The sequence below is a fragment of the Haloarchaeobius caseinilyticus genome, assembly GCF_051207395.1.
Classification (GTDB): Archaea; Halobacteriota; Halobacteria; order Halobacteriales; family Natrialbaceae; genus Haloarchaeobius.
On the sequence record NZ_JBPJZC010000002.1, the window covers coordinates 103,470 to 129,613 of the forward strand.

Here is a 26,144-nt window from a genome sequence, read left to right on the forward strand (position 1 = left end):
CGCCTGTTCGCACAAAAAGTCTGGGTGTGCGGTCAGTCCTTACGCCGTCGGCTCTGCGGCGGCGTCGTCGGACTCGGTCGCCTCGGCGGCTTTCGAGGCTTCGTCCTGCACGATGAACGAGCGATCGTCGCTGTAGGCGGCGGCCGTCTCGAGCGCGTCTTCCGTGCCGACCTGGTTCAGTGCCCACGCGGCGCTCGCGCGGACCGTGTCCTCTTCGTCCTCGTCGAGGACGTTCCCGAGCGGTTTCACGGCGCGGGTGTCACCGATGAGACCCAGCGCCCGGGCGGCCTGCGACCGGATGATGGGGTTGTCGGAGTCGAGTTTGTTCGCGATGGGCTGGACCGCGTCGGTCGAGCCGATTTCGCCCAGTGCGCGGAACGTGACCTTCTGGAGCGCCGGGTCGGAGTCCGCGTCGGCGTACTCGACCAGCGTCTCGACGGGTTCCTCGGAGCCGATTTTGCCGAGAACCGTGATGGCCTGCTTGTCGCGCCGGTTGGCGAGGTTCATCATCGGTTCGACGGCTTCCTCCGGGCCGAGACGTGCGAGCGACTCCATGCAGTGTTCTTGCATGAAGTCCGATTCGAACGTGTCGAGGCCGACGAGAATCTTGTCGGCCTGCATCTCGCGTTCGAACACCTTGATGGCGTGCCACTCCGGGGGGAAGTCCTTGCGGTGGTCGAGCACGTCGTAGAAGCCGTGCCACGCGAGCTGTTCCTGTACGGAGAGGTCGTCCCACTCCTCGGCATCTTCGATTTCTGCCAGGAGTTCTTCGCTCGCGTCGAGGAGTCGCTGAATCGTCTCCGTGTCCTCGTCCGCGTCGAGGTCCTGTGCAGCGACGACCGTCTCCGCCTCGCCGAGCATCTCGGCCGCTTCGTCGGTGTCGGAGACGGTCTCGTTCACACCGATGTCCTCGTGCGCGAGGAACGTCTCGACCGCGTCGAGGACCTGCGCTTCGCCGTCTTCGGTCCAGCGCGTGTCCGCGACCGTGCTCTGGGCGTCCGTGATGTTGTCACAGACGTCCTCGGCGTACGGGCCGCGCTGGGATTCGAGTTCGTCCTGGAGGTCAGAGAGCTGGGACGAAAGTTCGTCGGCCGGGTCCTCCTCGTCGTCGTCCTCCGCTTCCGGGAGGTCGGCGTCTTCGAGGTCGCCTTCGATGTCGTCGAGGTCCGACTCGACGTCGTCGAGGTCGGCCTCGGTCTCGGCGGCTTCGAGGTCCTCGGCGGCGGCGTCAAGTCGCTCCTGCAGCGACTCGACGGTCACCTCCTCCGTCGTTTCGAGTTCCTCGGTCTGCTCCGACTCGTCGGCATCGGCGTCGTCTTCACTCATGGGTGGCCCCCGTTGCCGGTTGGTTCATGCGGGAATCTCGGGCCAGCGTGTTCCTAAGCGTTTCCATACCATTTCGATAGCACCCGCCCACCGCGCCAGTAGAACCACGGCCCGGCCAGCAGGTACGCCAGTGCGAGCGTGAGGATGGCCCACGGGAAGGTACGACCGTACGCATACGGGAACAAGACGGCGAGCGCGTGGACGACGCCCATCAAGAGGGCGTCGCGCGCGAGCAGGTCTGGGTACCGAATCGTCGACACCATCAGGTAGGCGAACGCGGCGGTGCCGACCAGCAGGTAGGCCCCTTTCGTGACGCCACAGAGGACTGCTGCGGCGAGTATCGTCGCGGCGAGCGTCGTCGGAACACCCTCGGTGTACTCGTCCGCCGTGTCGTATGCGGTGTACATCCCGAGGCGAATCACGCCCATGGCGACGAACAGGGCTGGCAGCGCGAGCGTGAGTGCGTCACCGAGTGTCACTGCATCGAACGCGATGGCCGCGTTCGCGGTCACCGTCGCGTAGACGAGGACCGCGGGCGCGACCGAGAACGAGGCCACGTCCGCCAGCGAGTCGAGGTACGGGCCGACGGCCGACCCACCGGAGTAGCGGGCCACGACACCGTCGAGTCCGTCGGCGATGCCCGCGAGTAGGATGAGGCGCGCGGCCAACTCTGGGTCCTGCGTCGCGACGACCACCGCGACGAACCCCAGTGCGGCGTTCGCGGCGGTCACCGCGTCCGCGAGACTCAGTCGGCCGACGAACCGTGGCAGCATATCACCGGGGTTGGCTCTTCCCCTTTTACGCTCTTTCGGTTGCCGGACACGGACCGAGTCGATTATACCCCCCAGTTCCCAACGCCCGCACATGAAGCGCCGCACCTTTCTGGCCGCGGTAGGCTCTACGTCGACGCTCGCCGGCCTCTCGGGTTGCCTCGCGCTCACCGCAGGCACTCGAAACACCTGCGGTGAGAACTGTGACATCGGCATGGCCGCGAGTTCGTTTCGCCCCACCGAGTTCACGGTCAGCGTCGGCGAGACCGTCACGTGGAAGAACACCTCCAGCAAGGCCCACACCGTCACGGCCTACGGGAGCGCCATCCCGGAGTCCGCAGAATTCTTCGCCTCCGGTGGCTACGACTCCGAACAGGCCGCGCGTGACGCGTGGGCGAACAAACGCGGCGGGGCCATCCCCTCTGGCGAATCGTTCGAGCACACGTTCGACGTCGCCGGGACGTACAACTACGTCTGCGTGCCGCACGAACGCGGCGGGATGACTGGGCGGGTTATCGTCGAAAAATAACGAGTCGAATCGGTCGGCCACTGGCCGACTGCGACTCCGACTTACTCTTCGTCTTCGTCGGCGTCGGTCTCGACGTCGACGGCCTCGGTGTCGACGTCTTCTTCGTCGACGTCGACTGCGGCCTCTTCCTCGGCGGCGACCTCGGACGGTCGCGCTTCGAGAGATGCCTTCTGAATCTCGACGCGGCGCAGCGGGTAGATGGTCTTCGCCTCGCCGTAGATGGCGGAGGAGAGACGCCCTTCGACGACGGAGTCGACGAGGTCCTCGAACGTGTGTTCGCGGGCTGCCTCGCGGACGATCTGCGTCATCTCCTTGCGGATTGCGCGCTCCTGGCTGTGGTCGGCCTTCTTCGTGGTGAAGGCGACAGGCTGGACCTGGACACGGTAGTCGTCGGTCGTGAGCACGGTGACGTGCGCGTCGACCTTGGACGCACCGCGGCGGACGAGACTACGCAGGTAGTCTCGGGTGAGTTCGTGCTGGACGAACTCCGTGTACGCGGCGTCGCTGCCGACGTCGTTGACCTTGAACGTCAGCTTGGTGTTGTTCTCGCTGGCGTTCTCCGTGAGGTCGCCGAGCGTGGTTTCGATGGTGCGGTCGAGCACCTTCTCCGGTTCGTCTGCGGGTGTGGTTCCCAGCTCTTTCCGGTCGAACTGTTCCGGAGCGTGCAGGGTGTACCACCGCTTTTGCTCCTTCTTGCGGGAAACGGATCGTTCACTCATGATTATCTGGTTTCTGTCGGTCTGCGTGCTGTACCACTCTGGACGCGATGTCGACGTTCACGACGTAGTCGTCGACGGTCGACTGCAGGCCACCAGTCGCCTCGCGCTCGATGCGCGTGACCACCGTGCCGTCTTCGACCGTCGTCTGCATCTCGGTCGTGTTGTCCGGACCGATGGCGGCCGCCACGATATCCGGGCGGTCGTGCTCGGTTCGAATCGTCGCTCGTCGCGTCATACTGCCTCCCTGAAAGCGTTGATGAACGCCCGTGTCTCGCACTCGTAGGTGGCGTAGCCGGTTCGGGGCGTGCCGTCGGCGGCACCGCCGGTCTGGGTGACCGTCCGCGACATGACGCCCGCGAGGTCGCAGTCAGAGACTGCGGCCGCCGCAGCTTCGTCGTCGCCGACGACCAGCGCGACCGGTTCCGGTGCGCGAAAATCGCGCACCAGTCGGGCCGTGACCGCGACTGGGGCTCCCTCGTCCACGCGCGCGACGTACACACCGTCGTAGCGACCAGTCGTCGCCTCGCGCACGGCTTCGTGAGCCGCAGTCGCCGTCTCTCGCCACGCTGCCAGCGCCGCCTCGCGCACGTCGTGACCGAGGGCCAGCGCCACGCCCGTTCCGGGCGCGTTCTGGGCCACACAGTCCAGCACGTCCGCGAGACCGCCGACTGTGGCGAACGGTCCCTCCGGGGTCGCGTAGGGGCGAAGCGCCCGGTCGAGCACCTCGCCCGACCGGGGCGTCGCATCTGGGGCACCGACCGTCTCGACCGCACAGCGCGACGCCAGTGTGCGTCGCGCATCGTCGTCTAACTCGACTGCCTGCGTCTCGTCGTCACCAACAGACTCGTCGGCGACAGTCTCAGCATCGTACTCGTCGTCATCGTCAGTCTCGTCGTCTGCGTCTTCGTCGTCGAGGTCGAGTTCGGCCAGCATCGCCCGCGTCTCGTCGTCGTCACCGGAGAACGACGCGTGTAACAGCGTCGACCCGGCGAGTCCTGCTCGCTCGTCGTCGGTCGGGACCGCGACGCCCGGTCGCCTGCGCAGGCGACCGCTCGTCTCTGCGGCCTCGACCAGTCGTTCCGTCGCCCCTGCGCCGGGCGTCACGCCCGCCGCGACCGCGCCTGCCAACGCCAGCACCGAATCGGGTGCGCCACCGATGTCGCTCGCCAGTCGCCACGCCGCCACACTCGCCGACTCGTCGGCCGGGTCGAGGTGGCGGGCGTCTGAATCCGACGCACCGACGACAAGCGCGACTGCGCCGTCGTCAACGTCGGCGACGCGCTCGGTCCGGTCGGCCACCGTGCGGCCGACACTGACCTGAAACGGCGTGCCAACGTCCGCCAGTGCTCTCGCGAGCAATCCGGCGGCTGCGACGGCATCACCGTCCGCGCGTGCGACTAACTGGACGAACGAGGCTCGTTCGAGGGCGGGAGCGATGTCACTCCCACCGTCTGCAGCCCGTTCGTCCGTGCGACCCGAGTGCGACATGGGTGTTCAGCCTTCGAGGAGTTCTTTCACTTCTTCGTAGTCGTACTCGAAGTCGGCGTCCAGCTCGTCGCCACGGTAGTAGGCGACGAGACGGCGGACTTTCGACTCCGTGTTCTGGAGTGCGCGCTTGTTCTGGAAGTCCTGCTGGTTCTCCTCCATGTGGTCACGGAGGCGAACAGCACGCTCCATCAGGTTGCGCAGGTCTTCGGGCAGGTCAGGGGTCGCGTCGTGCTCGTCGAGGATCTCGGTGACCTTCTTGCCCGTCGCCAACTTCACGTTGGGGACCGGCGTGCCAGTCACGCCCTCGTCGCGCAGCTTCATCCCGATCTGGGACGGGTCGTTACCCTGCTCTGCTAGTTCGACGACGCGCTCTTCGACGTCCGAGGCGTCGACGTCACTCCACTCCGGGTTCTCATCCGTCGCGGGTCGGTCCGAACCGGACTTGCCGCGGCGGCGGGTGTGCATTCTCGCCATTGTCTGTGAGGATAGGAACAACAGACCGAACAGCCAGGCGAATCCGGCAGTACCGAGGCAGTCACGCGACTGCCAACGCTGCCGGGAGCACCTCCGTAATCCCAAGTCGACGGAAGCCCGCCGACGAGTCAGATTTACGGCCGTGCTGTTCCCGCGTGTGCCTTTCCAAAGCGCAGACTAAAGGGTTTCTACTCGCACCTCGCGTGCGGGAGAGACACCACCGTTTCGTGTGAAGCTCCGACACGGCAACAGGTGTCTTCGGCACATCGATTCGAGAGGTTTATCAATACCCCCTGCACTACATTTGAATGCGTTCGAGGGCTCGTAGATCAGAGGTAGATCACTCCCTTGGCATGGGAGAGGCCCCGGGTTCAAATCCCGGCGAGTCCATCAGAATTTTACTGGCGTAACTGGGGAAACTAAACAGGAGCACCAGCCTTCGTACTCCTCAAAATCTGTATTTCGGCACTTCTCGAACCCTCCCTCAGCAAAGAGAGTTCAACAGAAACCGGAACGCGGGTCGCCGCAGTCTGGCGATTCCGGTAGAGGGAGGTGGTTGGCGTGAGCAAGACCGCCGACCAGCGGTCACTGCGCATCTGTGAGTTCTGCGGCTGTGTCATCCACGAGAGAGGTCAGGCCTGTCCTGCCCTCGATGCCGGGGTGTGTCGGCCATGAATCGGCTGGCCGTCGCCAGCCGCCGGTCGTGCCTCACCTGCGGCAGCCACGTCACCAAACGCTTCGCACACACGCACGGTGACGAAAACAACCGAGCCCACCGCTGCCCGAACTGTGACACCCGCGGCCGACTCGCCAACGGCAGCGCAGCCGGACGCGAGGTAGACCACGTCGACCCACTCGATCAGCCCGAACGCTTCGGCGTCTCAGCCGACGAACGCTCGCCGCGTATCCAGCAACTCGTCGAGGCGCGCGCCGACGGAGGTGCTGACTGATGCCGCGGTGCGACCCCTGCGGCGAATCTGTTCCCCACCCACGCGAGACAGTCTACGTTCGTGGCTGGGACGACGCCCGCAACCAAGCTGACTTCCTCGTCCTCTGCATCGGCTGCCAGCCCGCCTATCCCGCCGAGAAACAGTACACCCCGCGGAACCTCCCGAGAGGTGGTTACGGTGGGTAGCTCGCACCCCGGCTGGGACCCGGAATCCGAGAGCATCCAGTTCGCCGACCTCTTCGCGAGCATCGAGAAGGGGCTCGTCATCGCCGTCCCCTTCGGTAGCCGACCACTGACTGCCTACGCGCGTTCGATGGGGAGAGACCGATACGACGTTCTCCTCGTCAACGAGCACAGCGCGCTCTGCTGGCGTGAGACCTGGCCGCGTCAGAAGACGAAACGCTACCTGCAGAAGAAGATAGAGAAGGCCGACACCTTCCGCCTGGAGGATTACCGCGACCTCTGGCCAAGTCGTTACCAGTACCGGCGAGGTGATTCCGCGTGAGGCCGCGGCTCCTGCTCGCGCTCGCGCTCCTCGTCGGAACGCCCACCGCCCTCTTCCTCTGGGTGGTCCTCGGATGAGCCAGACGACCTCGAGCCCGCACGAACTCGAAGGGTACCTCAAGTACCCGCAGTATGGGCTCGGACCATACCAGCTCCTCGCCAAGGCCATCATCGGTCGCTTCGACGGCTACGCCGAGTTCACCACGGAGATCGACGGAGAGACGTGGGACATCCAGTGCAACTACTCGAAGACCGGAATCGCACCACGACCCACCGACGATATCGCCGGCAACGCGCTGTACTCGTGGGACCTCACCTGTCGCGGCGAAGGCGAACGCAAGTTCACCCCGATGATAGAGCCGCGCTTCCACGGGATGCGACACCGCGATACGGGTGAACCGCTCGGCTTCGGCCAGCGCTGGTGGCAGCGATTCGGAACGGAAGGCTTCGACGTCGAGCTGAAAGCCAGCAACGTCGACCCCAGCGAAGTTCCGAAGCTCCTCCACGGCGTCGTCAACGCGGTCGCGCAGAAAGCTGGCCTCTCGATGAAGTCGAGCTACTTCCGCGACGAGCCACACCCACAGCACTCGCGCGTCACCGCGTACGAACGGTACGTCCGTATCCGGCGCTCGATGGCCTCGAAGCTCCTCGCCAGCGGGACGATGATGAAGGTCATGCACCTGCTCGCGAACCGCGAAGGCTCGAAGGCGGAGTACAAAGCGGACAACGAGAAGGTCGAGGGCTATATGCACAGACTCTGGGTCGGCCCGACTGACGCACGCGAACTGATTCCCCGCCACCGCTACGGCTTCCAGTTCAAGCACTACCACCCGAAGCACGTCCACAGCGACCCGACAGACCCGCTGTACCACCCGAAGGTCGGCGTGCTCATCAACCAGCAACGGAACGGTGGCAACCCCATCACCTGGGCGGACCTCGACGACGCCGAGCAGGAAATCGAGGAGAATCTGCTGAACTTCCTCGCCTGGGGGAACGTCCCGACCGAGCCTGACGCGACTACGTTCATCACGGACGACCACTTCGAGCCGACGGCTCGCGACGACCGCATCGCGATGTACGACGACCCGACGCCGCAGATCGAGGCCGAGCAGGAGCACATCCTCGTCACGTCGCTGCGGGACATGACCGACGCCGACGTCGACGTCCTGGAGCAACTCGTCACGGACGGCGGCGGCCAACACTACACCGAGATTTCGGAGGGAACCGGCCGCGGCGTCAGCACGATCTACCGCGCACTCCAGCGACTCAGTGCCGTCCTCGACAACGAGAACGGGACTGTCTCGTTCGCCTCGCGCAAGTTCCACGACGAGCTGAAGGCCATCCTCGAGTCCGCCGAACACCACGTCAAGAGCGCTGCTGACCGAGCGGCGAAGATTCTCGGGATGGACGCACGCCAGGCGTCGAGCAGCGCGTTCCAACTCTGGATGAACAAGTATGGCGCCGAGGTCGAGGTCGACGACGACGGGAGCGTCCAGACGGTACGCATCGACACGATGCTCTCGCAGTTCAAGTCGACGAACAACCCGCGCATCGACGACGTGCTCGCCGAGGGTCGGAAGGCGTGGCACAAGAGCGGCTACGACGTGGTCGACCTCTACGGCTCGTCCGTCATCGCGGTCGTCGACGGCGAGAAGACCAGCGGGGTGTTCGGCGCGCTCGCCCGGTAACGCGCCGACGGCTGAGAGGCATCTCTTTTCTGCACCTTCTTTTCAACAACTCTGATTGTGGCTGTTTGCGTTCAGTACGACTGTAGTTGTTTTACTGGTCCTCTGATTCCAGTGGAGTTCCTCGACGACGACGTTCGGGGCAGCTCCGTTCCCGACCACCGGGAACATCCCCTTGGACAGTGCGGCCAAGGCCACAAGGCCAAAAAAATACACAGCCCCGCCCCACCTCCACAGCGGCGGTTTCACATGAAACACTTGAAATGGTGCTAGTTAGAGTTTGTTGAGCTAACCAGATATGGCACTACTACTCTTCTACTTATCCGAATAGAATACTTCTGACTGGGGAGTAGAAATTAGAGTAATCAGCCAAAGTCGATAAGTCCACAGCCACCGACAGTCACAGGTAGCACGTGGCCCGCAAACGCTTCCTTCTGACTGGGATCACCATTGTCTCCTTGATTACTGGACTTCTACTAGCATATCTCACACGGGACACAACTCTTGGAAGTCAACCATTTGCAACGATGGCAGCTGTCCAAGGAGCTTTTGTCGGCATCGTATTTTCAATATTTGTGCTCGCTTCACAGGTAAGCGCAGCGCAATTTACACCGTTGACCTTGGAGCAACTGAGCAGATCACGTGGTTTCGCGGCATTGCTTGTTTACTACACGTTTGCAATCTTAACTAATATCTACCTCATGGAAACGTTGTCTCTTCCGAGCACAATACCGTATGTTCCAGCTGGATGGAACACTCCGTTGGGCCTCGGAGCGGGTTTGACGACTGCTTCCCTTTTATCCCTGCTCATCGCACGTCAGCTGTTGGCCGAACTAACCACTCCGGAACATCTGCTTGAACGAACCGCTAAAAGCGTCTCTCGACAAGCGTTCACCGAATCGAAAACGGAAGAACCATCCAAACCAACACCACCCACGCGTACACCACTATTTACTATCGAGCGGATTCTCGTCGCGGCGCACAATGATAACGATGAGTATACCACCCAACAAGCGATTCACCAACTCTGGAGCGTCACAAATCGGTTCCTTACTCCACCAGTGGTGATTGGGGCTGGATTCATCAGCCCGAGTCCAGCTTCGTACACCGAAGACTTGGACATCGAGAAATTATTGAATTACTGGACGACTGCAGCGAAATATGGGGCAAAAGGACCCCTGTCTAGAGTGAAACGGACGGCGATAGCCCAACGACATATCGTGAGTGCGTTGCTGAGTGCCAATGAGGTTCCAAAAGCTATCGAACAACTCGAACATTTGTACGATCTAACTACGGCAGCCTTCGAGTACGGTAACGACCAGTCGGTGCTGTCGGGGTACGAGCAATTCGCAGATGAAATCACAGTTCACGATAGTTCTTCTCCACTAGCGTTGGTCATCCGACATCACGCGCAGTTTGTTGAGGGCCAAATAGAGAAGCTAGAAATCAAGGAGGAGTCAGAGTCGGGCGGGTTGAGAAATACTTTCTTCTCAGCCATCATTTCCAATTATGTCGTTCTTCTAGAACAGGTGTGGGTGTCTGACTTGTCAAATCCAGTCAAGCGCAAACGTGCCAATATGATTATTAGACAGTTGGAAACTGACCTGACCGGCATCTTCGAGATATTTGACGAACAGCCGAATCCGGGACCACTCAAACAGACATTGCTGACGGAATTACACAGACAATTCATTCATGCAGCCTCTTCTCTTGACGTCAAAAATGTCCAATCAACTAATCGGTACATCGTAATCATTTCAGAGTTATCGATTGCACTTGATAGAAGACCAGAGACAGTCGCTGACTCACTTCTCAAGTGTCTCAACGAGGGCGGTGATCGTATTGAGATACTTGAGGCACGACTTCAAGATTGGTCCCCCGACGACTCTTACCAGAGGGAACTGAAGCCACTCGCTGTGGAAGAGCAAGAAGTAACTGACATTATTGAGTGCATTGGAACCGAAATGCGCTAACAGGTCGTGTATAGCAATTATAAGGATGCTGTGGCGCTCATCTGGTCGAACACTGTTTGATTCGCAGTGAAATATAGATCAGACTCATCATTCTTGTCTCCTTCCTGCTCAAGAATGTTGTTTCGGACAAGGAAGCTAAGCTTGTCACGGAGTTCGAATCTGTGGTAACGAGCGGATTGGCCGTACCAGTCAACCATATTCTCCTGAATGGTGTCCATGTCTAAGTGAAGGTCTGGTTCGTTCGCCTCAAGTGCAGCTACATAATACCCGTTGGCGAATTTCGGAAGGTGCCTAAGAATGCCAAGTTGAAGATCGCGACTCAATCGGTAAAATCCCTGCTCAATGACCTCACCAAGAATTTGTTTATTGAATTCATCTCCTTGAACCTCACCTAAATCATACTTCTCAAGAGGACGCTTTGGATGTATATGCTTATCCCGAAGTTCGATAAACCCCAGCTCTTCGAGCGTCTGGACGTATTTGAGTGTCTTATCACCCTTCTTGTCCTGTGCTTTCCGTACCTCATCGAACGGAACGGGTTGATAAAGTCGGGTCCAGCGAAGAATCTGTTTAATCGGATTAAGCTGGTTTTCTACAGCAGGCGTTGTAGCAATCTTCTCGTATGTTGCCCGTGCCATAGCTTGATCAAGTTCGTCCCTGAGGTTTTCTTGTTCATCAAAGAATCCCTGCTCAACAGTCGGTCGTGAAGGTAGGTCGATATAGTACTCTCTTCCATCTCGTTGTCCTGAGATTTTTGCGATATCATCAACGGCAATGTACTTTATGACTCGATCACGGTTCGGTCGACAATCACTGACATCCTTCGGGAAAGTATTCCCGATGGATATTGCGAGTGAGCCGGAGTCTGCGATGTAGAAGTCTGAAAGATACGTTCCACTCCCGTAGACCTGTTGGAGTCGTCGTTTGACCATCTCACGCTGTGCCTCGACATCGTCTGTTGCGGCGACTCTGACTGTCTCCGGTATAACCCGCTCCGACTCTTTTTGATTTGAATCTTCGCCCATCAGTTGAACTCCATTAGGCGACTCTGTTCGGTCTCTTCGACCCAGAGAGTACTAGTCGTTTCGGAACGGCCTTTCCATGCCTTGACAAAGGCTTGCTTGTCTATTTCAGACGTTTCGATTCCACTTATCTGATCCCGGTTGACCTTTCCATATCGAAGTGGGTCGTAGTACAATACTGATTCGTGGTTCACTGCCAACACTAAAACCCTGAGCTGCCGGGCGGTACCGCGCCCAGCTGGTTGGATATCGTATCCGTCAGGGTCGTACATCTCGATTGCAAGTTCGACAGCGGGAAACGAGCATTCAGGCCGATCAATAATTTGATTCAAATCATCAGCCCCAAGTCCTTCGTTATAACGTGCTTCGAACGGATACTCACTCAACTCTGCTAAAAGTCGTTGTTCGATATCAAGAGTTACAGGACCGATAGGTCTCTGGTCGCATAGCTCGTATATTGTACGTCTCCCCAGATTCACACCATCAGGAACCATCGGTCGGTCCGCGAGTTCCTTAAGCATATTCCAGATTACGTTAGGCAAATCATCGTCCAACCCGCTTTGGGCAGTAAAAGGGGAAACTTTCTCTGTCGCATGCGCCCGGTCCTGGTCGGAGAGCGTCATTTTATAGTTAGAATAGTCATTCCAATGGAAAGTATATCAGTCTATTCATTCAAAGACTCAGTACAGTTCGAGTAAGGAACTGCTCCGAGATGGGTTTTACACAATTCAGTGATCCTCATTCACACTCCTACTAATAGCTAGTCACGAGGCAGAGTACTATTTTCCCCGACAATAGGATTAATACGGCGAACTAACGGCGCACACTCGTTACACACAAACACTTCGCCGCCCGGCCACGGCACTCGCGTCGTCGCCGTCTCACCGCACGCGTTCGCGCAGTTCATCGCTCACCACCGAACGGGAAAATATCTGAGTACGACGGCCAGGTGAATGCCAGCCAGTTCACGAGCATCGAGACCGCGACCAGCACAGACAGTTCTGGAGCCGCGTCAGGCACGCCCACCAGCGACGCCGTCGCCTGCCCGACCACGTCGACGAACCGAGCGTACAACGGCAGCAGCGGCGCGCTCACACAGGCGATGGTCACACCGGTCAACGTCGGCGCGAGATGCGCCAGCCGAATCCACGCGACCGGCGTCCCAGCCTCCCACTCCAAGTTCGCCCACACGGCGAACCCCGAACGTTCGACCGACGTCGAGGACGCGAACGGCCGCGCGAACGCGACGTGAGTCAGCTCGTGCAGCGGGTTCGCCGGCACCAGCAACACCAGCATGACCTGCAGCGCGCGCATCACGCTCGCTCACCTCCGTCGACGACCTCGTCCTCACCCACGGTCAGCAACACCAGCGGGTCCCACAGCGCCACGAACAGCCACTGTGCGAGAATGTACACGAGTGACACCCAGCCCAGCAGACTCTGCGGTGTCGTGTAGTGTGCGCATTTTTTCGCGAAGACGCCAGTGCAGTCAGCGACGAGTGCGTCCGCCGTCACCGTCAGGAAGTAGACGACGAACATCACCGCCCCGATCGTCGAGAACAGATGCACCCACTTCACCGCACACGGCTGAATCTGCTCTAACTCCAGCGGAAGCGACGGGGTCAGTTCGCGCACGGGCTCGGTCTCCGGATGCTCCGCAGTCACGAACAGATACCCGAGTTGGTTCAGCGCGCCGCGCGCCATAATCGCCGGGAGGAAGAACACCTCCAGCAGTTCGCGGAGAACGTCGCGTGGCGTCATCGGAACACCTGGACGAGTCCGAACAGTGCGACCGCGCCAGACAACCACAGCACGCCCCACGCGACGCCGACGAGGCCGCCGGGGAGCAACGGGATGAACGACCCGGACAGGAGTGCGAGCGCGATAGCCGGCAGCGTCATGTCCTGCGTGCGAGCGTACGTCGGCAACACGACGATGGCGACGACGATGACGGAGAACACGGCTTCGCTCACCGAGACACCAACGTACCCGAACAGGAACTCCTGCCAGTTCCCACTGATCAGGTCGTCGAGGATGGGACTGATGTCCATCATTCGACCATCACCCCGCGAATCATCTGCACGCCAGCCAGCGTGTAGATCGGCCGGAGTACGAGATTCATCACCGGGAACACCAACCAGCCGGGGAACCCGACGTTTTTGAACGCCGTCTCGATCGGCCCGAGGACGATGAAGATGTTCACGAAGCTCTTCACCGCCGTTACCGCGTACCCGAGGTAGTCCGCCACGTCAGGCACGTTCGACGAGAACCCCTCGTCAGACTGGTCGACTTCCTCGATGTCGTCCTGGAGGCCGGTGTCCTTGGAGACACCCATGTGGTCGTTCATCCCCGAGTGGTTCATCCAATAGCTGGACGCGCTCAGGCAGAGGATGAACATGAAGATAGAGACTGCTCGCATCCCCATCAGACACCACCTCCGTTCGGCCGCGTCGCCGCAAACAGCGCGATGACACCCGAGATGCCCAGCGAGGCAGGGTGGAACGTGAACCACCCGAACCACGTCACACCGAACGCGACCGCGACAACGATGATGCCGCCAGTCCGGTGCATGTTCCCCGCGACCAACCCGATCACGCCGACCACGGTTATCTGGACGAACAGCGCCAGCCAGTTCTGGTCGATGTCGATGGGCTCCTCGTTGACCGACCCGAGTTGCTCACTCCCGTTGAACACGACCTCGCCGTCGCGCTTCCCGATCGCCTCGACGACGAGTTTGTCCTCCGTCGTGTTGTTTCCGTACGGAACCATCTCCCAGTACTGGTCGACATCGTACGACGTGGCGTCGAAGACAGGCGCCGACCGGTTCCCGCGCTCGTACAAGAGCACGCGCAGAGAGTCGAACGACTCGTCGCCATCAACGGCGACCTTCACCACGTTCGCAGGCTTGTCGTGCGTGACGTTGAAGAGGACGCTGTCGCCCTCCGGTGGCTGCCACGAAACAGACCCGATGGTCAGCACTCGACGACCGCCCTCGGTCGGGATAAACGAACCGAGGTTCCGCTCGTCGCCGTCCTCGTTCCGGACGAGGATGCGATAGCGCTCTTGGTAGGCGAGCGTCACGGGGAACGTCTCGTCAGCTGCGAAGTCATCGCCGGCAATCGTCCGCCAGACCAGCGACTCACTCCCAGACACGTTCAGTGCCTTCTGGATGATGAGCACGCTCTCACTCGTCGGGAAGTTCCCGCTCTTGTCCGTCAGTTCGAACGTGAGCGGAACCGTCGTCGCGTTTTCGTCGAGTAGGTAGATGTCCTGTTGCTGGCCGAGGTCTCGGATGATGATTCGACGGTCAACCCAACCCTCAGCCTCGGTCGTCGCGACAATTCGCTCACCGAACGGAATCCCAGTCAGATTCAGCGTTCCGTCGGTGACTTCCCGCCGCTGCGTCGTTTCGTTCCCGAACAGCCGCACAGTGATAGAGACGCTCTCGTTGATGAGTTGGTCAGGGTTCAGCTCATTCCGGATATAGAGCGTGTTCGGCGTATCGAACGTGAACGACTCGCTCTCAGTGGTAAACCCGTACTCGTCCGTCACCTCGACATGCCACGTGTGGCTGCCACCCGTGCTAACCGAAACAGGCAACGAGACAGTCCCGTTTTCACTGACGGTCTCCGAGCCAGCCAGCGATCCATCGACGTAGAAGTCCACCACGTTCTCGTCACCGGAGGGCTCGTCGAAGTCCGTATCAGTGAGCGAAATCGAGAGGTTGAAATCTCGCTCCGTGACCTTCGAACCGTTCTGCGGGATTGCACTCGAATTGTTCAGGCTCGCGGGGTGGTGAAGAACGTCGAACGAGAACGATTGAGAACTAACCGTTTCCCCATACGAATCGGAGAGATCAACGTGCCACGAGTGTGACCCGTTCGAAAGAACAGCGACAGTCGTCGAGACTGTCTGGTTCGAGTTGATTGCCTGCGTGTCGGTGAGATTTCCGTCGACGTAAATCTCCACAGTTACCGAGTCTCCCTGGGCAGTCCCGAAGTCCGAATCTGACACCGGTATTGAAAGATTGACATTCTCATTGTTTGTCGAACTCCCAGCTGGCGGAACCACGCTCGCCGCCTCTACTGAAGGAGCAGAACTATCGAACAGAATCGACTCTTCCAGAAGTCTAAACTCTGGGCTCTCACCAGTCTTCGAAACGTCCACACGGACCCGCCATCGTGACGATGAGACATCTGGCAGTGAAAGTGAGTAGTTCCCAGCAGACCCCACTGTAGTAGAAGCACCAGTCTGCCATGACGAGCCGTCGTGATATTCTACACTCAGGTCGGCACTTACGTTCGATACATCACTGATGTTGATATCGGCCTGTTCAGCATTTTCGACGGAGTGTTCAGGAGACAGGTACGTGCCCGTCGTGAACTCTCCCGTGGCCCCCAGGTCCGAATTAGTTTCAAGTAGGTCAGCCTCAACGTCACTGTCGTAGAACCAGACACCAGCACGAGTTGGAGTGAAACTCGAGTCCGTCTTCGATATCGGGCCAATGACCGTATTGCCATTAGTATCCTCCAGCCATGCTTCGTACGAACTGCCACCGTCATGAGTAATTACAACCTTGTAATAACCCGCAGACAGCGGCGTGTCCGATGATTCTACCGCAGTTGCTTCATAAGTGGTCGGTGAGCTAACCTCGTCGAACCGCAGTATCGCTTTATCGTCCCCAGATTTAGATGAGTCTTGGTCCCAGAACGCAACCAGTCCATCACCACTCGAATCAGCCAAGTACACCCCGCCCCGTCGGTTCGGAGCGTTGTTTTGCCCAGGCCAGTACATCCAGATACTGGCCGTTTTCTGGTCTCCACCTGCCCACAAATCAGTGTTAGTCAGGACCCCACCGTGCGCGCCGTCATTACCGGTTCGAGAAATCCCGTACGTACCGCTATAGGCGTTCCCAGTATACGTACCGAAACTCCCGGTCTCGCCGATGTACCCATCGACACTCCCGTCTTCGTAGTCGTCACTAAACCCTCCTGCAGCAGGTGGATTCAGTACCACGGAAGCGCTCTCTCCACTTCCAGAGACACTCATATTCGTCAGTGACGCATTAGTGAAATCACTCTCAGAACTGTGTTCAGAGCCCACCACCAGCCCCGGATCTGCAGCTACAATGGGTGCGTGACTCACGATGAGGAACGATGCAACTACCGCGAACAGAACGATACTCTTCCGTCTCATATCCGGTATCTCCGCTTATTCCCTTCCTCTTTCACACCGCCGACCAGCCAGTACACGATCGGCGTCAGCAGCAACAGCGCGGGCACGCCGACCGACGCGAGCCACTTGAAACGCTGAGCCATCTCCCACCACGGACCGTTCGTCACCGCCGGCATCGAGGACAGAATCCCCCACAGTTCTGGCAGCACTCCAGCCATCGCGAGCACGTACAGTCCCGCGGAGACGAGCCACATCGTGGCGGCGACCGCGCGCAAGATGCGACTCATATCGCACCCCGCGAGTCCAACACGCCAACACCGAGCACCGTGATGAAGATACCCAGCAACCCCATCAGCGGGTACTGGTCCCGGATAACGTCCATCCAGCCCACCGGCTGGGACATCATCCCGCCCGGGTCGAGCTTCTGTGCCATCGGCACGATGATGCCAAACACCTGGTCGACGACCGCGTAGCATAGCATCCAGACTGCGTACACGACCGCCGAGACGACGAAGTGGTAGAACGTCGCCATCTACCGGCCACCTCCGAAGAACTCACTCACCACGTCCTCTGAATCCGCGAACGGATTCTCCCACGTCTCCGAACCCGAACCCCACGCATCCTCAGCCGGCCACCGCGGCTGAGACTGCGGGTCGTCGTCGAAGTCTGGGTCAGGAACTCGCCTCGGTTCAGGTTCGACGCCCGTCCTTGGGTCTGGAACCACTGTCTCGTAGTCGAACTCATAACCATACTCAAACTCAGATTCGTAGTTCCCTCTGTACTCCTGCCGTTGCTCGGTTTCAGTTTCCTGCTCGAATCGGAACTCTTCCTCGAGTCCAGTCTCTTCCCAGAGCTTCTCGTACTGTCCAGTCTCCTGCGTTTCGAACGCTGTAGTCGGTGCGGTGTCCTCTGCGAGACTCGACGCTTCAGCAGCCAGCAGACGCTCACTCACGCCAGCGAGTTCCCGATCGGCCTGTAGTGACGACGCCTCGGCCTCCGTCGCGAGCCAGTCCAGTTCCGCTTTCGCAGACTCGAGCTCCAACTCGCTCTCAGCTTCGAACGACGAGCGTTGAGCACGGCGACGGCGAGACTGCGCCCCACGCGATGGCGTCGGGTCACGGCTGTACCCTCCCGGCCGACCGTCCTCGTAGTCCAGCGTCCCGCTCGAAGACCGGCGTGCCGCGAGCGACCGGTCGTAGATGTCGCCCTGCATCAAGTCCCGCGGACTGTTCGACAGCACCTCAGACTTCGAGTAATCACGGAACGAACTCCGACTCGGTGCCTCCTCGACTTCTGCGAGCGGAGTGCTGTTCCGACCCTCACCACCAACGAGGTTCAACTGAGCACGCTCGGTTTGCGAACCTCGATTCCCCCAGAGTTCCCCGAGTTGGCGTCGGGTTCGACTGAGACGGCGTTTCGTCCGTGCCATGGTGATGCGCGTTCTGCTCGGCCCCTCGACGCCCATCGCCGCGTCGACATCGCTCCCCGACAGTCCAACAGGGCGCTCGCCAGGTAGGTCGAAGAACTCGGAGCGAGACATCCCAGTCTGCCCCTCGAAGTCGACCGGCGTCGACACCAGCTCCCGCAACCGCGGGTTCTCGATACGACCAGCCAGACTCCGTCGGACCTTACTCGCAGCCGCCTTACTGCGACCGCCGACTTTCTTCGCTCCCAGTACAGCGAGTTCTTCGGTGTCGATCTTCCCGCCCGGGAGCTGGTCCGCGATTCTGCGACCGCGGCTGGTCGTTCGGAGTGCCCGCGTCGCGCCTGCCGACAGCAACTCCTCGCCAGGCTGGATAGCGTACCGTGCAGCCATCCCCGAGGTCGACCCCGCAGCACTCGCGTAACGAATCGCTCCGTACGAACCGAGGAGTGTTCCGGTGACAGTCCCGACAGACCCGATGGGATTCGAGAGGACAGCGTCCTTCGCCCCAGAACCGAGACGGCCAGTCTCGACGCTGATATCTCGTCCCAGTTCCCCAGCGTTGCCCTGCACAATCTCGGCCGCACTGTATCCGAGGAACTCACCGGTCTCGTCGAGGCTGCTCAACACCGCAGGGACGTTGGCCATCGAAGCCGCTCCCTCTCCTGCGCCCTCGAAGAACTCCATGTACGGTTTGGTGACTCGCTCGGAGTCCTTCCCAGCGAGTTCGAGCCCGATTCGAGTGGTTCCAGTTGCCGCGTATCCAACTGCCTCACCGGCCGCGCCTCCGACGTCTCTCAGAAAGTCCCCGGAGGCTTCGGCGGCGTTCTCTAAATCATCCTCAATCCCACCGATACCGAACACACGATTACCATCGTCACCGAATCGCTCGGCCAGTTCGACGTTCGCCTGGCCAGACTCATCGAACGACACAAGGACATCCTCTGTCTCCACGCCTGCCGTGTCTTCGGCGACCTGCTGCTGTATGAGCTTCCTGCGTCCGCCTTCCGTGAGCGAAACCACCGCTTCCTCAGCACGGCCTCGCTCGTTCTCGTTGGCTCCAGCCGCGGCCGCACGGTTCCGTTCCTGCGGTGATAGTTCGAACGCCACACGCACGTCGGCCTCCGACAGCACGTTGTTCTCTGCAGCGACCTGTCGACGAATCTCGGCTCGGCGAGCGTTCCGGTCGAGGTCAGCTACGAACTCGCCACCAGACACACCCGCGACGAAGTCCTCCTCACTGAACGCATCGGACTGGGCAGCAGCTGCAGCGACGAGGGCCTGGCGTTGGCCTCCTTCACTCAGCCCGACGTTGAGGCCTTTCCTCGTGACAGCTACGTCTAATTCCGAACTATCGACGCCGTTCGCATCGGCGAACTGCTCACGCAACCGCTGACGAGCGAACTGATTCGTCCGAACGTCCTCGGCGAACTCTGCCTCCGCTCGCTCCTGCGCGATGTCCTGCTCACGGTCGAGGAGGTACTGCCCGGTCGAGCCCGTTCGCTCAACTGCTTGCTGGTAGCCTTCCCGCACTGCTTGCTCCCCGGACTCGGTCAGTTCGATGTCAGCGTCGATGAACCGACCTGGGTTACTCACGTCCTGGTTCGCAATCGCCTTATCGACACCAGTCACGTTCGTCACACGGACCTGGCTAACATCGGTGAGGTCCGGATTGTTCTCGACAACCTGTTCGGCGAATTGTCGTTCGACCACGCCTTCCGGCCCCCGAGTCAAATTCGAAACTCCGGCTGCCCGAAGGACATACTCGTTGACTGGCTGACTCCCGCCACTCTTACTGTTCCCCGTCCGGCGACGCCCCTGGTTGATGTTCTCGGGATTGCGACCAGCAGGAGACGATGAAGATCCAGCCGACGAAGCACGACGTTCAGCGTTCAGATCATCCGGTGGGCCGCCACTCTGACTGCTCGACGACTGCGAACCTCCCGAACCACCGGACGAAGACGACGAAGACCCAGACAGCCGACGGCTCGCGTTCAGGTCATCCGGCGGGCCGCTCGAACTGCTCGACGATGCTCGAGCACTCGAACTCTCCGAGCCACTCGACGAGTCGTCCGAGCCGATAACTGGCGTCCGCCGCTTGACTTCCCGCAGCTTCTGCCGAACGCGAGCAGTCCGCGACGGCGACGACCGCGACGAAGAGGACGACCCGCTGGACTTCGAACCAGAACCAGACCCGTCGTCACTCCCACCGCTACGCCCCGGGATGGGGATACGACCCATCCTCGGTCACCCCAGCACTCCCGGCAACTGGATGTAACTCAGCCCGATACCAGCTCCACCACCGCCGCCACCGCCACTGACGAACTCAGTCAGGAACCAGATGATGACGAGTGCCGACGCGATGCCACCGATGTACGTCAGCAGGTACAGAAGCGCCTGCTTCCCCGAGTTCTCGTCCATCTCCTCCATCCGACCGAGGTCGTACTGCTTGTCGAGGTCGCCCTGGTCGACCTGCTGGAAGTACATCTCCCAGACCGCATCCCAGTCGAGAATCAACCCATCCGCACCATCCGGCGGGTTACCACCGACGTAAATCTCCTGCGAGCCGTCGCTGCGCTTTCGCGCGATCCAGTTACCCAGCTTTCGCTGCGTCGCCGCGTACGCCTGCACCGGCGCGAACGTCTCCGCCGTTCCCCGCAGCGACCACACGACCGGCGTCTTCCCGTTCATGTGATACGGCCGCTGGCCCTCACCCTTCGCAGAGTACGTCTCACCGTTGTTCGTCTCGTACTGCTGCGTCGACGAGTTCCAGTAGCCAGCCCGCGGAATGACCATCCCGTCCCCGTAGATGGAGTTCACCAGCACGTCCGCGTTCGACGTCTTCTTCTTGACGTTGTAGCCAGCCTGGATGAGCTTGTCACCGAGGATGCTCGTCTTCGGGATGAACCGTAGCATCGCGAGCAACGGCGCAACGAACACCATTCCGACACGCAGTGACCACTTCGCGAGCCAGTCACCCGCCGCCTCGACGTGACCCTGTCCCGGCAGCGCGTCGTCCTCGACAGGCTTCGCGTCGTTCTCTTCGTCCGTCTCGATACGTTCCTCGACGACGGCACGCGTCCCGGTATCAAAGTCACCCGGTTCAGCGAGTGGATCGGGGTCGTCGTCCGTCATCGGCCGAACACCTTCTCACTGGCCCGCCCGAGGCGAGACTTCGACTTTCCGTCACTGTCCATGTTCTGGACGCGGGTCTCGACCGTCGTGTCCGCCGTCTTCGACAGGCCGACGTGGTCGATCGCGAGGTTTTGCATCGCGGTTCGGACCTCTTCGAGCGCGGCTTTCACGGCCCGCCGCTCGTCGGACGTGAACCGTTCTTTCACGGCCTTGTCGTCGCGCCCGTCGACGCCCTGGGCGTGTTCGAGGAACGGCCCCGTACAGAGCCGACCGCGGTCACGCTCTTTGAGCACGCGATGGGTGAGCGCCATGTTGTGAATCTTGATGGACTGGCGGTCATCCTCGTCGTAGTACGACGTGACGAGCGTGCCCGACAGGTGCGGCTTGAGGATATCCTCCAGCTCGTCGAACTCGTCGGACTCGATGTCCGGATTCCGGAGTGCGGACAGGAAGTCCGTCTGGTCCATGTCCTGCATCGGGTCGTCTTCTTGTGCCTGTGCTGCACCGATTCGAGCGCCTTCCTGGGCGGCGACCCGACGGTCCTCGAGGGCCGCCATGTCTTCCCGGGAGACGCGCTGTCTACTCTGTCTCATTGGTATCTTGAAGCATCGAGTCGTTCGGGAACTCGCCGAAGATCGCGAACACGAGCGCGAACCCACAGACCAGCAGCATGAACACGCTGAGCGCCTGCATCAGCGGGCTTCCGAACGATAGTTTCGTGCCGTTACTCGCAACTCGAACACTCCCGCTGACGACGACCAGCGTGCCCCAGCAGAACACCGCGACGAGCAGGTTCACGACGACGTGCAGTTCGTATCGATAGAACGCGAAGTAGGTCGTCGCGCAAGCGAGCAGGAACACGAGCACGTACTGTGACTCCAGCATCACCGACCACCCGCACTCGCGAACAGTGAGGCCGTTCCCAGCAGGAACAACCCAGCGACGAGGAGCGTAAGAACACCGAGCACAGCCACGAGGAGCGTGACTGCTCCCTCACCGAGTTGGACCCAGTCACCGCGGGCCTCGTAGGTGTACGTGACGTTCACGGTCGATGCGCTGGCGAGCGTGCCGTTCTCGACTGCGCGAATCGACCCGTTCGACGTGCTCCACTCGTACTCGGACGTGGCGACCGCGGACTCGTTGTACCAGACCGTTTCGTTGTCGTACCACGTCTGGCCCGCAGAGGAGACCGCCGTCCACGATGACGTGGATATGTTGCTCGTCTCGTTGTCGACGGTCTCGGTCCCAGTTGGCGCGCTCGAGTACGATGCACCCAGCGCTGGGACACAGATGACTCCGAACAGGACGAGGACGACGAGGACGAAAATTGAACTCTTCATTGGTAGCTCTCGACTTCTGAAAGTAGGGGGAGTTGGTCGCGGTTAGCGGCCGCCCATGCCGCCGCCACCGAACATCGCCATCGCGTAGCTCGCAGCGCCGACGATGATGCCGACACCGACCAGGCCGAGTGCGGCCGTTCCGTACGTCACGAAGTCCCCGGTCAGGTTCGCGAACGGACCTGAACCGGTGGAGATGATGTCGAGGCTGTAGACCTGCGACAGCACGACGATGACCATGAACGCGGCGATGATCGCACCACCGATGCCCTTGATCATCCCCTGCATCGCCGCCTTCGTCTTCATCGGTGACTTCAGCGTCTCGACCGTGTTCTCGGCTTTCTGCCAGCCGATCTGCTTGCCCCGCTCGTACGGGTCTGTGCTACTCGCTTTGGACACAGACGGCGACTCGGGTCCCGTGGATCCCACCGTCGTCGTCCGTTGGGTCTGTGAAACACCCATGTGCGCTGAAAGTTACGGCATCCGTGATAGTCCCCCACGCCGAGATACACACCCAGTTCACAGACGGTTCACACCCGAGGGAAGATGTTATTACAGAGAGGGTTACTCGGCCGTGTTATGTCTTCACGACAGACGCCAGTAATACTGGAGTCCGAGATGAGCCCGGTCGACCGGAACGGCTCACTCCAGCTCACGATCGACAAGGCCGCGCTCAAGAACGCGGGCATCAACCCCGACGACTGGGAGACCGTCCCCGAGAAATTCATCCAGCACTACCACAAGGGCGGCAAGCGCGACGGCGTCCTCGAAATCGACCTCAAGGGGGCCGCTGACGATGTCGAGTGAGTACAACCGCAACGAGTCGAAGGGACCGAAGTCAGTTCGTGAGCGCATCATCGAGCACGCCCAACTCCAGTGCTACGAGGCCCGCTCTGAACTCCAGCAAGCCCAGATGCTCAACCACGGCACCGCCCCGAGACAGGTCCGGATGAAGCTCCAACAAGCCATCTCGGACTACTACCACGCACTCCGCCCACTCCGGAACCGGCCGGAAGTCGGCGAGAACGACTGGTGGGAGACGGTCGAACTCAGCGACGACTGGATGTACACCGAGACCGTCCCGCGTCGCGAGGTCGTCGGTAGCATCGACGAACAACTCGGTATCCGCGAGTGGACCGAAGATGTCGAGCAGTCCTACGCTGGCCTCGATGTTATCCGCGACCTGGAGCGTGCCGTCGAGACGACGACCGTCGTCAAGACCGGGATGCGAGGCCGACGCGAGGACACCGTCACCCGAGTGAAAATTCTCGACGGCGACATTCTCGTCGACATCGTCGGCGTACTCCACGAAGCCGCAGGCCGCCTCGGCTTCCAGCCCGACATGACCGTCCCCGACGCTGAAACGGAGGCAGTATGAGCAGTGCCATCGCTCCCCCGCCGACGCAGATGCCCGAACTTGTCGAGCGGAACATCATCCTCCGACGGAAGATCTGGCCACGGCTCCACCAGGCAAACAAGAACTGGGTCGCCATCTTCGTCGGCGAAACCGGCAGCGGGAAATCCTGGGGCGCGGGTCGCGTCGCCGAAGCACTCTGGCCCGGGTTCAGCACTGACGAGTACGCCATGAGCGTCGAAGAGTTCCTCAGCGTCGCAGGCGACAAGAGCTACCCGAGCGGGACCGGCGTGGTCCTCGACGAGGCCGGCGTCGCCGCGAACTCGCGGAACTGGTACGACATGGCGAACGAAGTGCTGAATTTCCTGCTGCAGACCTGGCGCGAACAGAACCGCTTCGCCATCCTCACCGTGCCCGAACTCGACCTCATCGACTCGCAGGTCCGCCGCCGGTTCCACCACTACATCGAGATGGTGTCCGTCAACGAGGAGACGAACACGTCGAAGGCGAAGATACAGTTCATCGATACCAACCGCAAGAGCGGGAAGAACTACTTCAAGTACCACCGGATGAAGGACGAGTCCGGCTGGCTCAAGCGGTGGAAGTACATCAACTTCAACCCGCCGAGCGACGGGCTTCGCGAGGCCTACGAGGCGAAGAAACAGAACTACACGAAGGACCTCAACGAGCAACTGCTCCAGCGCATCCAAGAGGAATCCGAGGGTGATGCCGAGGAGATGACTCCGAAGGAGGTCGCCGAGGCCATCATTGAGAAGCAACGCGTCGACGACTACATACAGGAAGCCAGTGGTGGCGAGTATCTCAACCGAGACCTCCTGAAGATGGACTGGGAACTCTCCGAGTCAGAGTCCAAGCAGGTCAAGAACTACCTCATCCGCGAGTGTGACCTCGATGTTATGTGACCGTCACAGACACAGGCGGACACCCACCCACCCCCACCCCCACCTACCCCTATTAGTTAAGCTAACGCGTGTATGTGGGGGTCGACAGAACCGGGTCGACCGAAGCAGAACGAAAGCTCATCGCGTAGGCGGCCGCGGCCGGGCCCGGGAGCGACCCGCACCCACTCGAAAGACTGCGAGCTGCGCCGGAGGTCGACGATGAACGAGCGCGAAGTGTCGCACTCGACTGCACTCCTGTTCGCCGTCGGATTCTACACGTTCGTCTCCGGCATGTACGGCGTCGCCAACCCGCAGGTCGTCGCCGGCACAATAAATGTGCAGACCGGGAGACTGAACGAGAAATAGGCCAGAGACATTTGAGACACCTCGGTGTTAGGTTAGGGGACAAACATATCAGCTTTGGTGTCTACTACGTTGGTATGCGCCGCCGAGAGTATCTTACGCTGATTGGAACCACGGGGACTGTTGCGTTAGCTGGGTGTACAGGGGAGGAAGAGCCTGCGACATATCAGAACAGTTCTGGCACTACCTCTAAAATGACCACCACAGCTTCAACAGGAGGCACTGGGACTAATACACAGACTAGCACAGAAACGACAACAGAGACCGAGACTGAGACCGAAACCGAGACTTCGCAGGGGACGGCGAGCGCTGAAGTAATCCACTCGGAATTCTTCACTGCAGAAACCGAGTACGATACGATGTACGGAGTTCTCGGTGGTATCGAGAACACGGGAAGTGCCCGCCTCGGATGGGTGGAGGGGACTGTCAAGTTCTACGATGATGAAGACAACCTTCTCGATTCGAACACTGTCCTCATGGAAGATCTTGACTCAGGCGAAATCTGGGAGTTCGTAACCCAATACTACGGTAGTGACGAACCTGCGAGCGGAAAGGTCGAACTGAAAAGTGCCGACCGATTTACGTCAAGTGCTGCGGACTGGGCTAAGTTAGAGAGTCACTCTATCGAGATGCCATCCGACGGTTATTCGTCTCCGAAGGTCGTCGGACGAGCGACAAATACGACCGACGTAACGAAAGGCTACCTGGAGGCACGCGCCAAAGTCTACTCGAAGGAAGGTACTGTCATCGCAGGTGGGTACACGAACATCACCGACCTCGGCGCAGGCGAAACGTGGAAGTTTGAGGTCGACGCGATGATGCCCGAGGACTGGTACGAGCGAATCGACCACGCGAAAGTCGCCTTGGTCAAATAACCGGTTCTGGCTCTGTTGAACCTCTCAGAGGCTAATACAAACTGTGTTCTGGATACAGAGGTTGAGTTCATCAACCACTGCACATCTGTTTCGGATATGAGTCGCGAATCCCACTGATAGACCGAGAGTGCAGGGCTGCCTG

Annotated in this window: 33 protein-coding genes and 1 tRNA gene; 13 read left to right on the plus strand and 21 right to left on the minus strand. The window is 60.3% G+C overall.

Translation table 11 applies throughout. The features are described from left to right. Positions 1–39 precede the first annotated feature (39 nt). Together ACSC1P_RS11775 and ACSC1P_RS11780 are read right to left on the minus strand one after the other, a co-directional pair. Entirely contained in the window at positions 40–1,326 is a 1,287-nt protein-coding gene (locus ACSC1P_RS11775) for a HEAT repeat domain-containing protein (protein ID WP_435360378.1), read from the minus strand. A gap of 53 nt (positions 1,327–1,379) precedes the next feature. Further along, positions 1,380–2,099, minus strand: a complete 720-nt coding sequence (locus tag ACSC1P_RS11780; RefSeq protein ID WP_435360379.1) for a protein sorting system archaetidylserine synthase — start codon at positions 2,097–2,099, stop codon at positions 1,380–1,382. Positions 2,100–2,190: 91 nt separating this feature from the next. Here ACSC1P_RS11780 and ACSC1P_RS11785 point away from each other — a divergent pair, with 91 nt between their 5' ends. After that, positions 2,191–2,625, plus strand: a complete 435-nt coding sequence (locus tag ACSC1P_RS11785) for a plastocyanin/azurin family copper-binding protein (RefSeq protein ID WP_435360380.1) — start codon at positions 2,191–2,193, stop codon at positions 2,623–2,625. A gap of 41 nt (positions 2,626–2,666) precedes the next feature. Here ACSC1P_RS11785 and ACSC1P_RS11790 read toward each other — a convergent pair whose 3' ends face one another. Genes ACSC1P_RS11790 through ACSC1P_RS11805 form a run of 4 tightly spaced genes read right to left on the minus strand, consistent with a single transcriptional unit; the run spans position 2,667 to position 5,306 of the window. Continuing rightward, a complete protein-coding gene (locus ACSC1P_RS11790; RefSeq protein ID WP_435360381.1) occupies positions 2,667–3,344 on the minus strand; it encodes a 30S ribosomal protein S3ae in 678 nt (225 codons plus the stop codon). Continuing rightward, positions 3,337–3,579: a KEOPS complex subunit Pcc1 gene (locus ACSC1P_RS11795; protein ID WP_435360382.1), complete on the minus strand. Its 243-nt coding sequence runs from the start codon at positions 3,577–3,579 to the stop codon at positions 3,337–3,339. The genes ACSC1P_RS11790 and ACSC1P_RS11795 overlap by 8 nt, the downstream gene beginning before the upstream one ends. Continuing rightward, entirely contained in the window at positions 3,576–4,832 is a 1,257-nt protein-coding gene (locus ACSC1P_RS11800; protein WP_435360383.1) for an exonuclease RecJ, read from the minus strand. Before ACSC1P_RS11800 ends, ACSC1P_RS11795 begins: the two co-directional genes overlap by 4 nt. Before the next feature lie 6 nt (positions 4,833–4,838). Continuing rightward, positions 4,839–5,306 (minus strand): 30S ribosomal protein S15, encoded by a 468-nt coding sequence (locus ACSC1P_RS11805; RefSeq protein WP_435360384.1) that lies wholly within the window; start codon positions 5,304–5,306, stop codon positions 4,839–4,841. 318 nt (positions 5,307–5,624) lie between these two features. Here ACSC1P_RS11805 and ACSC1P_RS11810 point away from each other — a divergent pair. From ACSC1P_RS11810 to ACSC1P_RS11835, 6 genes are all read left to right on the plus strand, one after another. Beyond that, a tRNA-Ala gene (locus ACSC1P_RS11810) sits at positions 5,625–5,696 on the plus strand. Positions 5,697–5,977: 281 nt separating this feature from the next. Further along, positions 5,978–6,256, plus strand: coding sequence for a DUF7563 family protein (locus tag ACSC1P_RS11815; protein WP_435360385.1), 279 nt, complete (start codon positions 5,978–5,980; stop codon positions 6,254–6,256). Next, complete coding sequence (locus ACSC1P_RS11820; protein ID WP_435360386.1) at positions 6,256–6,441, plus strand: hypothetical protein; 186 nt, start codon at positions 6,256–6,258, stop codon at positions 6,439–6,441. Before ACSC1P_RS11815 ends, ACSC1P_RS11820 begins: the two co-directional genes overlap by 1 nt. After that, positions 6,434–6,760 (plus strand): hypothetical protein, encoded by a 327-nt coding sequence (locus tag ACSC1P_RS11825; protein ID WP_435360387.1) that lies wholly within the window; start codon positions 6,434–6,436, stop codon positions 6,758–6,760. Before ACSC1P_RS11820 ends, ACSC1P_RS11825 begins: the two co-directional genes overlap by 8 nt. Positions 6,761–6,833: 73 nt before the next feature. Continuing rightward, positions 6,834–8,447: a DUF7845 domain-containing protein gene (locus tag ACSC1P_RS11830; protein WP_435360388.1), complete on the plus strand. Its 1,614-nt coding sequence runs from the start codon at positions 6,834–6,836 to the stop codon at positions 8,445–8,447. A gap of 524 nt (positions 8,448–8,971) precedes the next feature. Next, on the plus strand, positions 8,972–10,417 hold the full coding sequence (locus tag ACSC1P_RS11835; protein WP_435360389.1) for a hypothetical protein: 1,446 nt from the start codon (positions 8,972–8,974) through the stop codon (positions 10,415–10,417). A gap of 17 nt (positions 10,418–10,434) precedes the next feature. Here ACSC1P_RS11835 and ACSC1P_RS11840 read toward each other — a convergent pair whose 3' ends face one another. The 10 genes from ACSC1P_RS11840 to ACSC1P_RS11885 form a co-directional block, all read right to left on the minus strand. Beyond that, a complete protein-coding gene (locus tag ACSC1P_RS11840; RefSeq protein WP_435360390.1) occupies positions 10,435–11,442 on the minus strand; it encodes a hypothetical protein in 1,008 nt (335 codons plus the stop codon). Continuing rightward, positions 11,442–12,062: a hypothetical protein gene (locus tag ACSC1P_RS11845; protein ID WP_435360391.1), complete on the minus strand. Its 621-nt coding sequence runs from the start codon at positions 12,060–12,062 to the stop codon at positions 11,442–11,444. The genes ACSC1P_RS11840 and ACSC1P_RS11845 overlap by 1 nt, the downstream gene beginning before the upstream one ends. Positions 12,063–12,342: 280 nt before the next feature. Further along, positions 12,343–12,753, minus strand: coding sequence for a hypothetical protein (locus tag ACSC1P_RS11850; protein ID WP_435360392.1), 411 nt, complete (start codon positions 12,751–12,753; stop codon positions 12,343–12,345). Further along, positions 12,753–13,199: a hypothetical protein gene (locus tag ACSC1P_RS11855; RefSeq protein ID WP_435360393.1), complete on the minus strand. Its 447-nt coding sequence runs from the start codon at positions 13,197–13,199 to the stop codon at positions 12,753–12,755. The genes ACSC1P_RS11850 and ACSC1P_RS11855 overlap by 1 nt, the downstream gene beginning before the upstream one ends. Next, on the minus strand, positions 13,196–13,492 hold the full coding sequence (locus tag ACSC1P_RS11860; protein ID WP_435360394.1) for a hypothetical protein: 297 nt from the start codon (positions 13,490–13,492) through the stop codon (positions 13,196–13,198). Before ACSC1P_RS11860 ends, ACSC1P_RS11855 begins: the two co-directional genes overlap by 4 nt. Further along, positions 13,489–13,863 (minus strand): hypothetical protein, encoded by a 375-nt coding sequence (locus tag ACSC1P_RS11865; RefSeq protein WP_435360395.1) that lies wholly within the window; start codon positions 13,861–13,863, stop codon positions 13,489–13,491. Before ACSC1P_RS11865 ends, ACSC1P_RS11860 begins: the two co-directional genes overlap by 4 nt. Beyond that, entirely contained in the window at positions 13,863–16,634 is a 2,772-nt protein-coding gene (locus ACSC1P_RS11870; RefSeq protein ID WP_435360396.1) for a MerC domain-containing protein, read from the minus strand. Before ACSC1P_RS11870 ends, ACSC1P_RS11865 begins: the two co-directional genes overlap by 1 nt. Next, complete coding sequence (locus tag ACSC1P_RS11875; protein WP_435360397.1) at positions 16,631–16,900, minus strand: hypothetical protein; 270 nt, start codon at positions 16,898–16,900, stop codon at positions 16,631–16,633. Before ACSC1P_RS11875 ends, ACSC1P_RS11870 begins: the two co-directional genes overlap by 4 nt. Then, entirely contained in the window at positions 16,897–17,145 is a 249-nt protein-coding gene (locus ACSC1P_RS11880; RefSeq protein ID WP_435360398.1) for a hypothetical protein, read from the minus strand. The genes ACSC1P_RS11875 and ACSC1P_RS11880 overlap by 4 nt, the downstream gene beginning before the upstream one ends. Beyond that, positions 17,146–19,749, minus strand: a complete 2,604-nt coding sequence (locus tag ACSC1P_RS11885; protein WP_435360399.1) for a hypothetical protein — start codon at positions 19,747–19,749, stop codon at positions 17,146–17,148. It lies immediately after the preceding gene. A gap of 385 nt (positions 19,750–20,134) precedes the next feature. Between ACSC1P_RS11885 and ACSC1P_RS11890 the strand changes: the two genes are divergently transcribed. After that, on the plus strand, positions 20,135–20,314 hold the full coding sequence (locus ACSC1P_RS11890) for a hypothetical protein (RefSeq protein WP_435360400.1): 180 nt from the start codon (positions 20,135–20,137) through the stop codon (positions 20,312–20,314). On the opposite strand, the gene ACSC1P_RS11895 is transcribed toward ACSC1P_RS11890, so the two are convergent. From ACSC1P_RS11895 to ACSC1P_RS11915, 5 genes are read right to left on the minus strand one after another with little or no spacing between them, the layout of a single operon-like run. After that, positions 20,284–21,171, minus strand: coding sequence for a hypothetical protein (locus tag ACSC1P_RS11895; RefSeq protein WP_435360401.1), 888 nt, complete (start codon positions 21,169–21,171; stop codon positions 20,284–20,286). The two genes, ACSC1P_RS11890 and ACSC1P_RS11895, sit on opposite strands and share 31 nt — an antisense overlap. Continuing rightward, positions 21,168–21,764 carry a hypothetical protein gene (locus tag ACSC1P_RS11900; protein ID WP_435360402.1) on the minus strand — a complete coding sequence of 199 codons (597 nt, stop codon included), beginning with the start codon at positions 21,762–21,764 and terminating at the stop codon, positions 21,168–21,170. The genes ACSC1P_RS11895 and ACSC1P_RS11900 overlap by 4 nt, the downstream gene beginning before the upstream one ends. Further along, entirely contained in the window at positions 21,751–22,056 is a 306-nt protein-coding gene (locus ACSC1P_RS11905; RefSeq protein WP_435360403.1) for a hypothetical protein, read from the minus strand. Before ACSC1P_RS11905 ends, ACSC1P_RS11900 begins: the two co-directional genes overlap by 14 nt. After that, a complete protein-coding gene (locus ACSC1P_RS11910; RefSeq protein WP_435360404.1) occupies positions 22,056–22,511 on the minus strand; it encodes a hypothetical protein in 456 nt (151 codons plus the stop codon). The genes ACSC1P_RS11905 and ACSC1P_RS11910 overlap by 1 nt, the downstream gene beginning before the upstream one ends. Before the next feature lie 42 nt (positions 22,512–22,553). After that, complete coding sequence (locus ACSC1P_RS11915) at positions 22,554–22,937, minus strand: hypothetical protein (RefSeq protein WP_435360405.1); 384 nt, start codon at positions 22,935–22,937, stop codon at positions 22,554–22,556. A 150-nt stretch (positions 22,938–23,087) separates the two neighbouring features. On the opposite strand from ACSC1P_RS11915, the gene ACSC1P_RS11920 reads away from it, so the two are divergent. The 5 genes from ACSC1P_RS11920 (at position 23,088) to ACSC1P_RS11940 (ending at position 26,002) form a co-directional block, all read left to right on the plus strand. Continuing rightward, complete coding sequence (locus ACSC1P_RS11920; protein WP_435360406.1) at positions 23,088–23,315, plus strand: hypothetical protein; 228 nt, start codon at positions 23,088–23,090, stop codon at positions 23,313–23,315. Continuing rightward, complete coding sequence (locus tag ACSC1P_RS11925; RefSeq protein ID WP_435360407.1) at positions 23,305–23,886, plus strand: hypothetical protein; 582 nt, start codon at positions 23,305–23,307, stop codon at positions 23,884–23,886. Before ACSC1P_RS11920 ends, ACSC1P_RS11925 begins: the two co-directional genes overlap by 11 nt. After that, on the plus strand, positions 23,883–24,785 hold the full coding sequence (locus ACSC1P_RS11930; protein ID WP_435360408.1) for a hypothetical protein: 903 nt from the start codon (positions 23,883–23,885) through the stop codon (positions 24,783–24,785). The genes ACSC1P_RS11925 and ACSC1P_RS11930 overlap by 4 nt, the downstream gene beginning before the upstream one ends. Positions 24,786–24,983: 198 nt before the next feature. Then, complete coding sequence (locus ACSC1P_RS11935; protein WP_435360409.1) at positions 24,984–25,130, plus strand: hypothetical protein; 147 nt, start codon at positions 24,984–24,986, stop codon at positions 25,128–25,130. Positions 25,131–25,204: 74 nt separating this feature from the next. Continuing rightward, positions 25,205–26,002, plus strand: a complete 798-nt coding sequence (locus tag ACSC1P_RS11940) for an FxLYD domain-containing protein (RefSeq protein WP_435360410.1) — start codon at positions 25,205–25,207, stop codon at positions 26,000–26,002. Positions 26,003–26,144 lie beyond the last annotated feature (142 nt).

Coding starts and splice junctions, on each gene's coding strand:
- ACSC1P_RS11900 (WP_435360402.1), bottom strand. CDS start 21,764: ATGAGACAGAGTAGACAGCGCGTCTCCCGGGAAGACATGGCGGCCCTC.
- ACSC1P_RS11895 (WP_435360401.1), bottom strand. CDS start 21,171: ATGACGGACGACGACCCCGATCCACTCGCTGAACCGGGTGACTTTGAT.
- ACSC1P_RS11795 (WP_435360382.1), bottom strand. CDS start 3,579: ATGACGCGACGAGCGACGATTCGAACCGAGCACGACCGCCCGGATATC.
- ACSC1P_RS11865 (WP_435360395.1), bottom strand. CDS start 13,863: ATGGGGATGCGAGCAGTCTCTATCTTCATGTTCATCCTCTGCCTGAGC.
- ACSC1P_RS11875 (WP_435360397.1), bottom strand. CDS start 16,900: ATGAGTCGCATCTTGCGCGCGGTCGCCGCCACGATGTGGCTCGTCTCC.
- ACSC1P_RS11925 (WP_435360407.1), top strand. CDS start 23,305: ATGTCGAGTGAGTACAACCGCAACGAGTCGAAGGGACCGAAGTCAGTT.
- ACSC1P_RS11935 (WP_435360409.1), top strand. CDS start 24,984: ATGAACGAGCGCGAAGTGTCGCACTCGACTGCACTCCTGTTCGCCGTC.
- ACSC1P_RS11815 (WP_435360385.1), top strand. CDS start 5,978: ATGAATCGGCTGGCCGTCGCCAGCCGCCGGTCGTGCCTCACCTGCGGC.
- ACSC1P_RS11775 (WP_435360378.1), bottom strand. CDS start 1,326: ATGAGTGAAGACGACGCCGATGCCGACGAGTCGGAGCAGACCGAGGAA.
- ACSC1P_RS11805 (WP_435360384.1), bottom strand. CDS start 5,306: ATGGCGAGAATGCACACCCGCCGCCGCGGCAAGTCCGGTTCGGACCGA.
- ACSC1P_RS11820 (WP_435360386.1), top strand. CDS start 6,256: ATGCCGCGGTGCGACCCCTGCGGCGAATCTGTTCCCCACCCACGCGAG.
- ACSC1P_RS11860 (WP_435360394.1), bottom strand. CDS start 13,492: ATGATGGACATCAGTCCCATCCTCGACGACCTGATCAGTGGGAACTGG.
- ACSC1P_RS11785 (WP_435360380.1), top strand. CDS start 2,191: ATGAAGCGCCGCACCTTTCTGGCCGCGGTAGGCTCTACGTCGACGCTC.
- ACSC1P_RS11835 (WP_435360389.1), top strand. CDS start 8,972: ATGGCAGCTGTCCAAGGAGCTTTTGTCGGCATCGTATTTTCAATATTT.
- ACSC1P_RS11845 (WP_435360391.1), bottom strand. CDS start 12,062: ATGACGCTCTCCGACCAGGACCGGGCGCATGCGACAGAGAAAGTTTCC.
- ACSC1P_RS11905 (WP_435360403.1), bottom strand. CDS start 22,056: ATGCTGGAGTCACAGTACGTGCTCGTGTTCCTGCTCGCTTGCGCGACG.
- ACSC1P_RS11780 (WP_435360379.1), bottom strand. CDS start 2,099: ATGCTGCCACGGTTCGTCGGCCGACTGAGTCTCGCGGACGCGGTGACC.
- ACSC1P_RS11910 (WP_435360404.1), bottom strand. CDS start 22,511: ATGAAGAGTTCAATTTTCGTCCTCGTCGTCCTCGTCCTGTTCGGAGTC.
- ACSC1P_RS11855 (WP_435360393.1), bottom strand. CDS start 13,199: ATGACGCCACGCGACGTTCTCCGCGAACTGCTGGAGGTGTTCTTCCTC.
- ACSC1P_RS11920 (WP_435360406.1), top strand. CDS start 23,088: ATGTCTTCACGACAGACGCCAGTAATACTGGAGTCCGAGATGAGCCCG.
- ACSC1P_RS11930 (WP_435360408.1), top strand. CDS start 23,883: ATGAGCAGTGCCATCGCTCCCCCGCCGACGCAGATGCCCGAACTTGTC.
- ACSC1P_RS11830 (WP_435360388.1), top strand. CDS start 6,834: ATGAGCCAGACGACCTCGAGCCCGCACGAACTCGAAGGGTACCTCAAG.
- ACSC1P_RS11840 (WP_435360390.1), bottom strand. CDS start 11,442: ATGGGCGAAGATTCAAATCAAAAAGAGTCGGAGCGGGTTATACCGGAG.
- ACSC1P_RS11790 (WP_435360381.1), bottom strand. CDS start 3,344: ATGAGTGAACGATCCGTTTCCCGCAAGAAGGAGCAAAAGCGGTGGTAC.
- ACSC1P_RS11850 (WP_435360392.1), bottom strand. CDS start 12,753: ATGCGCGCGCTGCAGGTCATGCTGGTGTTGCTGGTGCCGGCGAACCCG.
- ACSC1P_RS11940 (WP_435360410.1), top strand. CDS start 25,205: ATGCGCCGCCGAGAGTATCTTACGCTGATTGGAACCACGGGGACTGTT.
- ACSC1P_RS11880 (WP_435360398.1), bottom strand. CDS start 17,145: ATGGCGACGTTCTACCACTTCGTCGTCTCGGCGGTCGTGTACGCAGTC.
- ACSC1P_RS11870 (WP_435360396.1), bottom strand. CDS start 16,634: ATGAGACGGAAGAGTATCGTTCTGTTCGCGGTAGTTGCATCGTTCCTC.
- ACSC1P_RS11800 (WP_435360383.1), bottom strand. CDS start 4,832: ATGTCGCACTCGGGTCGCACGGACGAACGGGCTGCAGACGGTGGGAGT.